The 12,238-nt window shown below is 71.7% G+C and carries 12 protein-coding genes; 4 read left to right on the top strand and 8 right to left on the bottom strand.

The window, feature by feature from the left end; translation table 11 throughout:
* Positions 1–6 precede the first annotated feature (6 nt).
* The 5 genes from cydC to ACFVR6_RS08120 form a co-directional block, all read right to left on the bottom strand.
* Entirely contained in the window at positions 7–1,677 is a 1,671-nt protein-coding gene (gene cydC / locus ACFVR6_RS08140) for a thiol reductant ABC exporter subunit CydC (RefSeq protein ID WP_386961044.1), read from the bottom strand.
* The gene (cydD, locus tag ACFVR6_RS08135) at positions 1,674–3,386 is read right to left on the bottom strand and encodes a thiol reductant ABC exporter subunit CydD (protein WP_386961041.1); all 1,713 of its coding nucleotides are present in this window, start codon (positions 3,384–3,386) and stop codon (positions 1,674–1,676) included. The genes cydC and cydD overlap by 4 nt, the downstream gene beginning before the upstream one ends.
* 105 nt (positions 3,387–3,491) lie before the next feature.
* Positions 3,492–4,523 carry a cytochrome d ubiquinol oxidase subunit II gene (gene cydB / locus ACFVR6_RS08130; RefSeq protein ID WP_386961038.1) on the bottom strand — a complete coding sequence of 344 codons (1,032 nt, stop codon included), beginning with the start codon at positions 4,521–4,523 and terminating at the stop codon, positions 3,492–3,494.
* A 9-nt stretch (positions 4,524–4,532) separates the two neighbouring features.
* Positions 4,533–5,960 carry a cytochrome ubiquinol oxidase subunit I gene (locus ACFVR6_RS08125; protein WP_386961035.1) on the bottom strand — a complete coding sequence of 476 codons (1,428 nt, stop codon included), beginning with the start codon at positions 5,958–5,960 and terminating at the stop codon, positions 4,533–4,535.
* Between the two features lie 329 nt (positions 5,961–6,289).
* Positions 6,290–6,904 (bottom strand): helix-turn-helix transcriptional regulator, encoded by a 615-nt coding sequence (locus ACFVR6_RS08120; RefSeq protein WP_386961033.1) that lies wholly within the window; start codon positions 6,902–6,904, stop codon positions 6,290–6,292.
* 131 nt (positions 6,905–7,035) lie between these two features.
* On the opposite strand from ACFVR6_RS08120, the gene ACFVR6_RS08115 reads away from it, so the two are divergent.
* Positions 7,036–7,956, top strand: coding sequence for a diacylglycerol/lipid kinase family protein (locus ACFVR6_RS08115; RefSeq protein WP_386961030.1), 921 nt, complete (start codon positions 7,036–7,038; stop codon positions 7,954–7,956).
* A gap of 39 nt (positions 7,957–7,995) precedes the next feature.
* Complete coding sequence (locus tag ACFVR6_RS08110) at positions 7,996–8,460, top strand: ASCH domain-containing protein (protein WP_386961027.1); 465 nt, start codon at positions 7,996–7,998, stop codon at positions 8,458–8,460.
* Positions 8,461–8,561: 101 nt separating this feature from the next.
* On the opposite strand, the gene ACFVR6_RS08105 is transcribed toward ACFVR6_RS08110, so the two are convergent.
* The 3 genes from ACFVR6_RS08105 to ACFVR6_RS08095 all read right to left on the bottom strand — a co-directional run bounded on the left by ACFVR6_RS08105 (position 8,562) and on the right by ACFVR6_RS08095 (position 10,578).
* Positions 8,562–9,593, bottom strand: a complete 1,032-nt coding sequence (locus ACFVR6_RS08105) for an LLM class flavin-dependent oxidoreductase (protein WP_386961024.1) — start codon at positions 9,591–9,593, stop codon at positions 8,562–8,564.
* A gap of 69 nt (positions 9,594–9,662) precedes the next feature.
* Positions 9,663–10,073, bottom strand: a complete 411-nt coding sequence (locus tag ACFVR6_RS08100; protein ID WP_386961021.1) for a DUF3054 domain-containing protein — start codon at positions 10,071–10,073, stop codon at positions 9,663–9,665.
* Between the two features lie 49 nt (positions 10,074–10,122).
* Positions 10,123–10,578 carry an HNH endonuclease gene (locus tag ACFVR6_RS08095; protein WP_386961019.1) on the bottom strand — a complete coding sequence of 152 codons (456 nt, stop codon included), beginning with the start codon at positions 10,576–10,578 and terminating at the stop codon, positions 10,123–10,125.
* Positions 10,579–10,676: 98 nt separating this feature from the next.
* On the opposite strand from ACFVR6_RS08095, the gene ACFVR6_RS08090 reads away from it, so the two are divergent.
* Both ACFVR6_RS08090 and ACFVR6_RS08085 read left to right on the top strand, forming a co-directional pair.
* Positions 10,677–11,456 carry an isocitrate lyase/PEP mutase family protein gene (locus tag ACFVR6_RS08090; protein WP_386961016.1) on the top strand — a complete coding sequence of 260 codons (780 nt, stop codon included), beginning with the start codon at positions 10,677–10,679 and terminating at the stop codon, positions 11,454–11,456.
* Between the two features lie 73 nt (positions 11,457–11,529).
* Positions 11,530–12,087: an NYN domain-containing protein gene (locus tag ACFVR6_RS08085; protein ID WP_386961013.1), complete on the top strand. Its 558-nt coding sequence runs from the start codon at positions 11,530–11,532 to the stop codon at positions 12,085–12,087.
* Positions 12,088–12,238: the final 151 nt, after the last annotated feature.

The following is a 12,238-nucleotide window of genomic DNA, read 5'->3' as shown; positions in this document are numbered from 1 at the left end:
GGTGGGTCAGCGCAGCCGGCCGCTGTCGAGCCGCACGGTGCGGTCCACCAGACCTGCCGGCACCGACACGTGGGAGATGAGCACGACGGCTTGCTCGGGCGAGACGGCCTGCAGCAGATCGGTCAGCAGCGCATCGGATGCCGCGGGGTCGACGCCCGCGGTCGGCTCGTCGAGCACCAGCACGGGGAAGCCGTGCAGCAGTGCCCGCGCGAGCGCGATGCGCTGGGCCTGACCGCCCGAGACGAGCGCTCCGCGTTCGCCGACGCGCGCGTCGAGGCCGCCCCGCTCGGCGAGCCAGGAGCCGAGGCCCACGCGCTCGAGCACGGCGACGAGTTCGTCGTCGGTCGCGGTGTCGCGTGCGAAGAGCAGATTCTGGCGGATGTCCTCGTCGAACAGCATCGGCTGCTGCTCGCACAGGCCGACGGTCAGTCGAAGGTCGTCGGGAGCGATCTCCCGCACCGACCGGCCGCCGATCTCGTACGTGCCGGCGCACTCGAGGAACCGCACCAGCACGTGCGCGAGGGTCGTCTTGCCCGCCCCGCTGGAGCCGACCACGAGCAGCCGCTCACCGGCGCGCACGTCGAGGTCGACGTCGGCGAGCGAGGAGCGGCGGGCGCCGGGCCAGGTGGCCGAGACGCCGCGCAGCCGCAGACCGTCGCCGAGCGCCGGTGCCGCGCCGGTCGCCGCCGGTGCGTCACGGACGAGGCCGTCGGGGATCTCGCCGGGGACCGATTCGGCGATGCGCGCCGCCGAGGCGCGCACCTGACGCCACGAGGCGGCGGCCAGCGGCACGGCGCCGAACACCTCGAACACGGCCATCGGCACGAGCACGGCCACCGCGAGAGCGGGCCCGCCGAGGGTCGCGGCATCCGGAGCGGTCACGAGCACCGCGAGGATCGACGCGGCACCGGCCAGCAGCGACACGATCGCGGTGGTGGCCGCCTGCGCGCCGGCGCGGCGCACGACGGCCCGGCGCACGGCGGCGTCGGCGCGGGCGATGCGCGCACGGCTCTCGGCCTCGGCGCCGTAGGCCTGCAGCACATCGAGGCTGCCGAGGTGGTCGGTGACGGCGTCGGCGAGCTGGGCGCGCAGCGGCGCGATGGCACGCTCCGCCCGCCCGCCGGCGGCCCAGCCCCACGCCGTCGCGACGAGGGCGGCGACGACGAGGCAGCCGAGGAGGGTGAGGGCGGCGGGCCACGACACGAAGCCCACGAACACGACGGCGGCGATCGCGACGACGGCCGAGCCGACGAGCGGCTCCACGACCCGCAGCGGCAGGTTCTGCAGCTCGTCGACGTCGTCCACGAGCGCGCCCAGCACCGAGCCGCGCCGCGTGCGGGCGAGCCCGTCGGGGGCGAGCGGGATAAGACGGCGCACGAGCGAGGTGCGGGTGGTGGCGAGTTGGCGCAGCGCCGCGTCGTGCGCCGTCAGCCGCTCGAGGTAGCGGAACACCGCGCGGGAAAGTGCGAACGCGCGCACCCCGACGACGGCGGCGGTGAGGTACATGACGGCCGGCTGCTCGCTGGCGCGCACGATCAGCCACGCGCTCACGGCGAGGAGGGCGACGGCGGATGCCTCGGTGGCGAAGCCCGATGCGACGGCACGCCAGAAGCGTCGCCACGGCGGCATCGCGCCGCGCAGCACATCGGCGGTCGTGGTGGGGGCGGGGGTCGTCATGCCGGCACCTCTGCGGTCTCGAGGCGCACGACGCGGTCGGCGTAGGCCCGGGCGGTGGTGCGGTGCGACACCAGCAGCACCGTCGCGCCGTCGTCGGTGAGGCGGCGCAGGCTCCGCCACAGCAGGTCCTCGGTGGTGGCGTCCAGCGCCGCGCTCGGCTCGTCGAGGGCGATGACGGATGCCGCGCCGCGCAGATACCGGTAGAGCGCGCGGGCGACGGCGACGCGCTGCGCCTGCCCGCCGGAGAGCCCCGCACCCTGCACGCCCAGGTCGTGAGCGGCCTCAAGGTCGCCGGCGCCGGCGAGGTTGAGCGCCCGCGACACCGTCGGGAGATCGGGCTGCACGTCCCCGAGCGCCACGTTCTGCGCGATCGTGCCGGCGATGAGCCCCGGGTGCTGTCCCGCCCACGCGAGCCACCGGTCGGGGGTGAGGTCGGTCACCGGAACACCGCCGAGAGTCGCCTCGCCATCGAACGCCGCGGCGCCGCGGAGCGCGGCGAACACGCTCGACTTGCCGGCGCCGCTGGCACCTTCCAGCAGCACGAGCTCGCCGGCATCCGCCGTGACGTCGACGGGGGCGAGGGTGCGGTCACCGTAACGCACGCGGAGTCCGCGCACCACGAGCGGCGGGCGGGGGAGTGCGGAGCGGTCCGCGCCGTGCGGTGCGTCGGCCGACGCGGTGGTGCCGTCATCGGCAGGTCGCGTCCGGCGGGACTCTCGAGCTTCGTCGAGCACCGCGAAGACGTCGTCGGTGGCCGAGACGCCTTCGGCGGCGGCGTGGAACTGCACGCCCACCTGCCGCAGCGGCAGATACGCCTCGGGGGCCAGCAGCAGCACGAACAGTCCCACCAGCAGCGCCAGTTCGCCCTCGAGCAGGCGGAACCCGATCGAGACGGCGATGATCGCCACCGACAGGCTCGCGAGCAGCTCGAGTGCGAAGCCCGACAGGAACGACACCCGCAGCACGCGCATCGTCTGCGCGCGGTAGCTCTCGGTCACCCGCTGGATCGACGCGACGGCGCGGTGCTGGCGCCCGAAGACGGTGAGGGTCGACAGGCCCCGCACGGTGTCGGAGAAGCGGGCGGCCAGCTGACGCAGCGTCTGCCACTGCCGGTTCTGCACGGCGCGCGTGCTGACGCCGATGAGGATCATGAACATCGGGATGAGGGGGATCGTGAGCACGACCGTGAGACCGGAGATCCAGTCCATCCACCACATCACGAGCACGATCAGCGGCGTCGCGATGACCGTCTGCACGAGCTGGGGCAGGTAGCGCCCGAAGTAGGCGTCGAGGGCGTCGAGGCCGCGACCGGCGGTGACGGCGAGCTGAGCCGAGTTGTGCTGGGCCAGCCAGCCGGGGCCGAGCTCGTCGACGGCTTCCACGAGGTGGGCGCGCAGCTGCGCCTGCACCCTGGCCGACGCGCGGGCGCTGACGAACTCGCGCAACCACACCAGGCCCGCCCGCGCGGCCACGACACCGGCGAGGCCGGTGAGGATGCCGGCGAGCTCGGGCCATGGCATCCCGTCGATGGCGCCGACGATCGCGCGCGTCAGCAGCCACGCGAACGCGACGATCACGAGAGTCTGTGCGAGCCCGATCGCCCCGAGCGTGACGAAGAACGCGCGCGATGCGCGCGCGTACCTCAGCAGCCGAGGGTCGAGGGGTCGGCCGCCCACACGCGGTGGTGCGTCCGCGTCCTGCGAAGCCATGAATCGATCCTCCCACGCGAGCCGGTGGCCGATCGCTCACCGGCACCACAGACCGCCCCGGTCCGGCGCGCGACTCGCGCGTCCTGCGACCGGGGCGGCCAGGTCTCAGTGCACCGTTTCGGCAGCCTTCTCGATGTGCGCCCGGGTGACGCGCTTGCGGAACACCCAGTACGTCCAGCCCTGGTACAGCAGCACCAGCGGCAGGAAGATGACCGCCGCCCACGTCATGATCGTGAGGGTGTAGTCGGTGCTCGACGCGTTCTCGATCGTGAGGCTGAAGGCCGGGTCGGTCGTGGACGGCATGACGTTCGGGAACAGCGCAAGCCACAGGGTCAGCACCGCGAACATCACGGTGCCGGCGCCGAAGCCGAACGCCCAGCCCTCGCGGTCGCGGCGGTTGGCGACGATCGAGGCGATGAGCAGCACGGCGGCCACCGCCGCGCAGGCGATCACGAGCATGATCAGCGGAGCGCCGGCGCCGGCGGCCATCGCCACCGTCCACACCAGGAACACCGCGGCCACGACCACCGTGAGGATGCCCGCCTTCGCGGCCAGCGCCCGGGCATCGGTGCGCACCTGGCCGTCGGTCTTCAGCGCCACGAAGTACACGCCGTGGGTGAAGAACAGCAGCAGCGTCGTGAGTCCGCCCAGGAGCCCATAGGGGTTCAGCAGCGTCAGCAGCGAACCGACGAACTCGTGGTCGGCATCCAGCGGCACGCCCTGGACGATGTTGGCGACCGCGACACCCCAGAGGAAGGCCGGCACGGCCGAGCCGATGACGATCATGCGGTCGAAGTTGCGCTTCCACCGCAGGCTGTCGCGCTGGTGGCGGTACTCGAAGGAGACGCCACGGGCGATGAGGGCCAGCAGGATCAGCAGCAGCGCCAGGTAGAAGCCGCTGAACAGCGTCGCGTACCACTCCGGGAAGGAGGCGAACAGGCACGCGCCGGCGACGATGACCCACGTCTCGTTGAGGTCCCACACCGGGCCGATCGTGTTGATCACCTGGCGGCGGGAGACCTCGTTCTTGCCGAGGAAGGGCAGGGACATGCCCACGCCGAAGTCGAAGCCGTCGAGCACGAAGTAGCCGACGAACAGCACACCGACGATGAAGAACCAGAGATAGGCGAGATCCATGACGTGCTCCTAGTAGACCGTCGTCGGGGTGTCTTCGAGGGCCGTGGGCTCGGCACCCTCGGCATCGGGGTCGGGCAGCGGGTCGGGGCCCTTCTGCGCCGCCTTGAGGATGAGGCCGAATTCCACCACCGCCAGCGCGGCGTAGATGAGAGTGAAGGCGATCAGCGAGATCAGCACCGTCCAGCCCGGCACGTTCGGCGAGACGCCGTCCTCGGTCAGCATGAGGCTGAACACGATCCAGGGCTGGCGGCCCATCTCGGTGAAGACCCAGCCGACGAGGCTGCCCAGCAGCGGGAGAGGCGCCGACCAGATCGCGATCTTCCACATCCAGCGGGCGACGGGGCGCGTGGCCTTCTTGCGGGTGACCCACAGGCCGGCGACCGAGATCAGCGTGGCGATGCCACCGAGGGCGATCATCCAGCGGAACGACCAGTAGGTGACCCAGACGATCGGCATGTAGTCGATGCCGGCGCCGAACTGCTCGGTGTACAGCGCCTGCAGGTCGTTGAGGCCCTCGACGCAGCCGTCGAACGTGTGCGTCGACAGGAATGACAGCAGGTAGGGCACGCGGAGCGACCAGATCTCCTCCGACCCGTCGGGCGTGCCGATGGAGAAGAGCGAGAACGAGGCATCCGCGCCGCAGGCGGTATCCCAGATCGCCTCCGCGGCCGCCATCTTCATGGGCTGCGTCGCGACCATCACCAGACCCAGCTGGTCACCGGAGAGGAAGACGCCGACGAAGGAGACGATCATGAACCACATGCCGAAGCGCAGCGACTTGCGCAGCGTCTCGAGGTGCTGGCCGCGGGAGAGGTGCCACGCGCTGACGGCGATGACGACGGCGGCGGCGAACATCCAGGCCGCGAAGATCGTGTGCGGGAAGGCCGCCAACACCACGGGGTTGGTCAGCACCGCCCAGAAGTCCACCAGCTCGGCACGACCGCCATCGGCGGCCATCTCGTAGCCCACCGGGTTCTGCATGAAGGCGTTGGCGGCGAGGATGAAGTAGGCCGACAAGGTGGAGCCGAGCACCACCATCCACATGGAGGCCAGGTGCAGGGCCTTCGGCAGCTTGTTCCAGCCGAAGATCCACACGCCGATGAATGTGGCCTCGAAGAAGAAGGCCATGAGGCCCTCGAAAGCCAGCGGGGCGCCGAAGACGTCACCGACGAAGCGCGAGTATGCCGACCAGTTCATCCCGAACTGGAACTCCTGCACGATGCCGGTGACGACACCCATCGCGAAGTTGATCAGGAAGATCTTGCCGAACAGCTGCGTCAGGTGCAGCCACGCCACGTTGGCCGTGCGGTACCACACCGTCTGGAAGATGGCGACGACGAGGGCGAGACCCAGCGTCAGCGGCACGAACAGGTAGTGGTAGAGCGTCGTCAGGCCGAACTGCCAGCGCGCGAGCAGCAGCGGATCGAGCAGTTCCATTGCAGTCCTTCCCAGTGTTTCCGTCAGCCTGAAGGTATCCAGCAGCCGGGTCCCCCAAAAGGGGGACGAGCCGTGAATAATCACGGGTGTGGTCAGACCACTCCGGCCAGATACGAGAGTACCCTCAATCGCCGGGATTGGCATCTCGATCCATGCCGCCGGCGAAGGTGGGTCATCGGCCCACGCCGGATGCCGCGATCGAGCAGCTGCGGCGCGCGTGCGCACGCGGCACACTGCCCGGGCACGCGGTCGACGACTCGTCGTTCCGGCAGCCCTCGCGGGGGATCGAACGCGGTCGGAGGCTGACCTCCGTCGGGTGGGGAGGGGGATCAGCCCCGAGCGGAGAGCTGCACGATGCAGTCGCGCGGGTCGCACGACGACCGCATGCCGTCGACCGTGAGCGGGCCGCCCGCCTGGGCGATGACGCCCTGCATGAGGCCCAGGTGCACCGAGCACAGCATCTGGCGGTGGGCGGACTGCACCTCGGCGTGCGCGCAAGGGGTGAGGTCGATGGTGAGGTCCGATTCGTCGACGATGGGGTCGAAGCCGGCATCAACGAGGTTCTCCACGAGGGCATCCACCTGGTGGAGGGCCTCGGTGGTCAATTCCGGCGGCAGCTCGCTGGGGAGCACGCGGCGCATGAGGTCGCCGCGCTGGGCCGCCTCCTTCACCTTGCGACGCTGCACCGGGCTCGACGCCTGGCCCCCGTCGGCGGCGCTGTAGAGCACGCGGGGCCGCCCTCGCGTGGTGCGGTGCTCGATCTCGGACACGACGTAGCCGTCGTCGATGAGACGCTGCAGGTGTTCGCGCACCGTGTTGGCGTGCAGTTTCGTGGCAGCCACGAGGTCGGCCACGGTGCGCTGGGGCTGCTCCTGGATGTGGTGGAGGATCTCCACTCGGGAGTAGCTGGAAATCGCGCTGTAGCCCGCGGCCTTCGTCGTCACGTTCCCATTATTCACGGGAATGCGCCGCCGCCTGCACGCGACGATTTGCCGGGGGCGCGGCAAGTGCGTGCGGACGGGACGCCGGATGGTCGCCGCTGGTGATCGCGGCGCGCGTGGGCCAGAGTGGGCGGATGATCGGCATCGTCTTCAATCCCGTCAAGGTCCAGCGCGACCGGCTCGAGCAGGCCCTGTCCACCCGCACCCAGCCGGTCGAGGTGCGCTGGTACGAGACGACGCTCGAGGATGCCGGGCAGGGCTTGGCCCGCCGCGCACTCGAGGAGGGCTGCGACGTGGTGATCGCCGCCGGCGGCGACGGCACGGTGCGCGACGTCGCGACGGCGCTCGTGGGCACCGAGGTGCCGCTGGGGATCGTGCCGGCCGGCACCGGCAACCTGCTGGCCCGCAACCTCGGCATCCGCATCGGGGATGCTGCGGCGGCGCTGGCCCGCGCCATCGACGGCGACGACACCCCGTTGGACGTCGGCCACATCGAGCTGGTCGACCGTAGGGAGGAGTTCATCTTCCTGGTGATGGTGGGATTCGGCATCGACGCGCAGATGCTCGCCGAGACCGACGACGAGGCGAAGGACAAGGCCGGCTGGCTGGCGTACGTCGGGGCGCTCGGGCGTGCGATGGCGGCGACTGACCTCGTGGATGCGACCGTCGCGTTCGACGCCGACGTGCCGGTCACCGAACCCGCCCACACCGTGCTCATCGGCAACTGCGGGATGGTGCAGGGCGGGCTGCGGATCCTCCCCGACGCCGAGCCCGACGACGGGCTGCTGGACATCGTGCTGGTCGGCGGCGAGGGCCCGGAAGGCTTGCAATGGCTCGACGCGCTGAAGTCGGTGGTGTGGGACAACGGCATCCGCCGCGCGGTCGCCCGCGACGACACCGCAGTGGACACCGCGACCACCCGGCACCGGCAGGCGATGTCGGTGCGGGTGACGCTGCCGCGCGCGCAGGCGTTCGAGATCGACGGCGAGGAGGTCGGGGAGACCGCCGACATCCTCGCGACCGTGCAGCCCGGCGCGCTGCGCGTGCGGCGCTGACACGCGGCATCCGTCGCTGTGGCCCCTACGCTGGGGCGCATGGCCGACCCTGAATCCCCCGCCGAGTTCTGGAACCAGCGCCGCGCGGAGCTGCCCGAGCTGCCCGAGGCGCTCCCCGAGGTGTGGGGGTTCGGCGCGGTGCCCGCTCACGCCGACGAGCTGCTGGGACTCGTGCTCGCCGGGGTGAAGACCGGCACGGCGTCGTCGCTGTGGGACTACGAGGCCACGGGCGACGCGCTGCCCGAGGTCGGCGACTACAGTGTCATCCTCGACGGCGCGGGCGCACCGCGCGCTGTCATCCAGACCACCGCGCTGGAGGTCGTCCCGTTTCACAGGGTGGATGCCGAGCACGCGCGCGCCGAGGGTGAGGGCGACCGCACACTGGCGCACTGGCGCGAGGTGCACGAGCGGTACTGGCGCACCTACTCCGACAGTCCGCGGGGGTTCGAACCGGACATGCCGGTGCTGTGCGAACGGTTCCGCCTGGTGTACCCCGTCGGCTGATCCCGGCGGTGCCGTCGGAATTCAGGCTGTGCGCATGGGAGCCGGTGTGCGCCGGGGGTTCACGACCGCTGAGCCTGAATTCCGACAGCCGACGCGACGGCTCACCGTGCGGTCGTCGGCTCCCAGCCGAGCGACGGCGCGACGTGGGTCGCGAACGCCTCGATCAGCCGCAGGTTGAACTCCACCCCCAGCTGGCTCGGGATGGTCAGCATGAGGGTGTCGGCACTGGCGATCGCGGCATCCTGCTGCAGTTGCTGGACGAGCACATCGGGGGATGCCGCGTAGGTCTTGCCGAAGGTCGAGCGGATGCCGTCGATGTAGCCGACGCCCTCGCCCTCGGACGCGTGCCCGAAGTACAGCTCGTCCTCCGCGGTGGTGATGGGGAAGATCGACCGGCTCACCGACACCCGGGGGTCGCCTTGGTGGCCGGCCTCGCGCCACGCGGCGCGGAAGGCGTCGATCTGCTCGGCCTGCAGCACGTCGAACGGGACGCCGCGGTCCTCTGTCAGCAGGGTCGACGACATGAGGTTCACGCCCATCGTGCCCGCCCATGCCGCGCTGTCGCGGTTGCCGGCGCCCCACCACACGCGCGAGCGCAGGCCCGGGGAGTGCGGCTCGATCCGCTGCATGCCGGTGCCGCCGCCGAACGGGCTGTCGGGGTCGCGTTCGGCGAGCCCTTCGCCGTCGATGGCGCGCAGGAACAGGTCGAAGTGGGCGCGGGCGATGTCGGCGCCGCGCGGGTCCTGGGACCCGGTGTAGCCGAACGCCTCGTAGCCGCGCACGACGGTCTCGGGTGAACCGCGGCTGACGCCGAGGGCCAGGCGGCCCTCGCTGATGAGGTCGACCGCCGCGGCCTCTTCGGCCAGGTGCAGCGGGTTCTCGTAGCGCATGTCGATGACACCGGTGCCGACCTCGATGCGCTTGGTGGTCGCCGCGATGGCGGACAGCAACGGCATCGGCGACGCCTGCTGCCGGGCGAAGTGGTGCACGCGGAAGTAGGCGCCGTTGACACCCAGATCGTCCATGCCCTGCGCGAGGTCGATCGCCTGACGCATCGAGTCACCCGCGGTCAGTTCCCTGCCGCGGCCGAGGGGGCCGTAGTGGCCGAACGAGAGCGTTCCGAAGCGTTGCATACCGAGTGCAACGGATGCCGCGTGGCATCCATTCCGCCGCATGCAGTGGCGGATGCGGGGCTTCGGTCGTCAGGAACGGCCCGCGACCGGCGCGGACGGGGACGTCTGCGACGACCGAGCGCGGCGCGTGCGGGAGACGAGGGCGGCGACCACGCGCCAGCCCACGAGCATCACGAGCAGTGTGAGCGTCGCGACGATGATGAAAGGCACCGCGGTGCCCTGCCCGCTCAGGGCGCGCAGCACCATGCCGCCCGCGACGGTGATCACCCAGACGCCGAGGCCCGTGCGCACGGGGGCCGCGGGAGCCCGCCAGGCGCGGGCGGCGAGCCACCCGACGACGAGCGCGACCAGGAAGGGCCACGCGGTCGTGACGAGCCCGATGCCGAAGGCGGCGGAGTCGTGGCTCGCGCGGCCGATCGCGGCGAAAGCGACGACGAGCACGGCGTCGAGGGCGAACGCGCCGATCACAGTACGGGTCATGCTTCCATTGTCGGCGATCCGGGCCGAGCGGATGCCGAGGGTGGCGCGCTCAGGGACCGACAGGCTCGGCGGGCTCGGCGGGCTCGGTGGGCTCGGCATGCCCGGCGGGAAGCGCAGCGGCGGCATCCAGCACGGCGGCGGCGGGCGCCGTTGCCGCGGCATCCTCCGCGGCGAGCGCCAGCACGATCTGCCGCCACCGCAGCAGGAACGCCGGTTCGTCCAGCCGTCGCCGCCGCATCCACGACGTCACCTCGTCGTTGCTCTTGCTGGCGTTGCACGAGCGGCATGCGGGCACGACGTTGTCGATCGTGTACCGGCCGCCGCGGGAGATGGGCAGCACGCAGTCGCGCTGCAGTGCCGCGCCGTCCCCGCCGCAGTAGGCGCATGCCGCCCACGCGTCGAGGATGCGCCGCCACTGCGCCTCGGTGAGATCGCTGCCCGATGCCGCCACCCGCTTCACGCGGCGGCGCTGCGCCCGCGCGCGACGGGTCTGACGGACGGCCATGGCGTCAGGGTATCCGGCGGCGGGGGAGGGATGCCGGTGGCGCGCGGCGGTGCCCGCGACCCTGTCCCGATGGGCCACCACCCCGCTAGCGTGGGGCGATGACCACTCAGGCCCAGCGCGCCCAGAACCTGTCCGAGCTGCACGCGGCATCCGAGATCCTCCGCGTCGTGAACGTGTGGGACGTCGTATCGGCGCAGGCGATCATCGCGCTCCCCGAGACGAAGGCCCTCGCCACCGCCGGTCACTCGATCGCCGCGACCTTCGGGTACGCCGACGGCGAGAACATCCCGCTGGAGGTCATGCTCGACATGGTCGGCCGCATCGTCGCGGTCGCCGGCGACCTGCCGGTGTCGGCCGATCTCGACGCCGGCTACGGCAACCCGGGCGAGACCACGCGCCGGGCCATCGGCGTCGGAGTCGTCGGTGCGAACGTCGAGGACCGGCTGAAGCCGCTCGCCGAGTCCGTCGCCGCCGTGGAGGCGATCGTCGCCGCCGGCCAGGCCGAGGGTGTGCCCTTCGCGCTGAACGCCCGCACCGACGCCTTCGTGCGCGCGGGCGACCGGCCGCTGGAGGACTCGATCGCCGACGCGATCGAGCGCGGCCGCGCCTATCTCGACGCCGGCGCGGACGTGGTGTTCGTGCCCGGGCCGTTGGACGTGGATGTCACGCGGCGGCTGGTCGACGGCATCGGCGTGCGCAAGGTGAGCGTCATCGGCCTGCCCGGCGCGCTCACCGCGGCGCAGTACGAGGAGCTCGGCGTCGCCCGCATCTCCTATGGGCCCCTGCCGCAGCGCGTGGCGCTGACCGCCCTGCAGGACGTCGCCATCAGCCTCTACGCCGACGGCGTCATCCCCGCCTCCACCCGCGCGCTCAACTGACCTCGGTCGGGGCGGCCCGGGCCGCCCCGTAGGATCGAAACGGCGTCCCGTACGGCGCCGCAGGGAGGTCGCAGTGGGCGACGCACAGGGCGCATGGGTGCTGGTCGATGGCGAGAACATCGACGCGACCCTCGGCGGATCGATCCTGGGCCGCCGGCCGCAGCCCGATGAGCGGCCGCGCTGGGACCGCATCCTCTCGTTCGTCGAGAAGACGTGGCAGCAGCCGACCCAGGGCCTGTTCTTCCTGAACGCGACCACCAACCTGCCGATGACGTTCGTGCAGGCTCTCGTCGCCCTCGGCTACAAGCCGGTGCCGCTGTCGGGCCCCTCCGACGAGAAGATCGTCGACATCGCCATCCAGCGCACCCTCCGGGCGCTGCGCGACCGCGACGACGACGTCATGCTCGTCAGCCACGACGGTGACTTCGCCGACGACGTGCGCGCGCTCGCCGACGGTCGCCGCCGCGTCGGCGTGCTGGCGTTCGGGGAGTTCCGCAACACCGGCTTCGTCACCATTCCGGGGCTCGAGACCTACGACCTCGAGTTCGACGCCGCTGCGTTCGACGCCCCGCTGCCGCGCGTGCGCGTCATCCCGATCGAGGAGTTCGACCCCGCGCAGTTCCTGCGCTGACCGTCGCCCCCGCCACCCGGGCTTCCCCCGTCGCGTGTTGTGGCTTGCGGGCCGCTGAACCCGCATCGCGCGCCGGGCGAGCGACGCGGCGCGCGCCCGCGAATCGCACGGCGCTCGCGGGGTTGTCAACCCTTGCCCGCTGACGCGCTCT

This window comes from Microbacterium sp. NPDC058021 (assembly GCF_042885955.1).
GTDB lineage: Bacteria > Actinomycetota > Actinomycetes > Actinomycetales > Microbacteriaceae > Microbacterium.
Note: the sequence above shows the minus strand (reverse complement) of the source record. Positions and strands in the feature narration are given on the sequence as shown.

Coding starts and splice junctions, on each gene's coding strand:
- cydD (WP_386961041.1), bottom strand. CDS start 3,386: ATGGCTTCGCAGGACGCGGACGCACCACCGCGTGTGGGCGGCCGACCC.
- cydC (WP_386961044.1), bottom strand. CDS start 1,677: ATGACGACCCCCGCCCCCACCACGACCGCCGATGTGCTGCGCGGCGCG.
- ACFVR6_RS08125 (WP_386961035.1), bottom strand. CDS start 5,960: ATGGAACTGCTCGATCCGCTGCTGCTCGCGCGCTGGCAGTTCGGCCTG.
- ACFVR6_RS08105 (WP_386961024.1), bottom strand. CDS start 9,593: ATGCAACGCTTCGGAACGCTCTCGTTCGGCCACTACGGCCCCCTCGGC.
- ACFVR6_RS08110 (WP_386961027.1), top strand. CDS start 7,996: ATGGCCGACCCTGAATCCCCCGCCGAGTTCTGGAACCAGCGCCGCGCG.
- ACFVR6_RS08095 (WP_386961019.1), bottom strand. CDS start 10,578: ATGGCCGTCCGTCAGACCCGTCGCGCGCGGGCGCAGCGCCGCCGCGTG.
- cydB (WP_386961038.1), bottom strand. CDS start 4,523: ATGGATCTCGCCTATCTCTGGTTCTTCATCGTCGGTGTGCTGTTCGTC.
- ACFVR6_RS08090 (WP_386961016.1), top strand. CDS start 10,677: ATGACCACTCAGGCCCAGCGCGCCCAGAACCTGTCCGAGCTGCACGCG.
- ACFVR6_RS08115 (WP_386961030.1), top strand. CDS start 7,036: ATGATCGGCATCGTCTTCAATCCCGTCAAGGTCCAGCGCGACCGGCTC.
- ACFVR6_RS08100 (WP_386961021.1), bottom strand. CDS start 10,073: ATGACCCGTACTGTGATCGGCGCGTTCGCCCTCGACGCCGTGCTCGTC.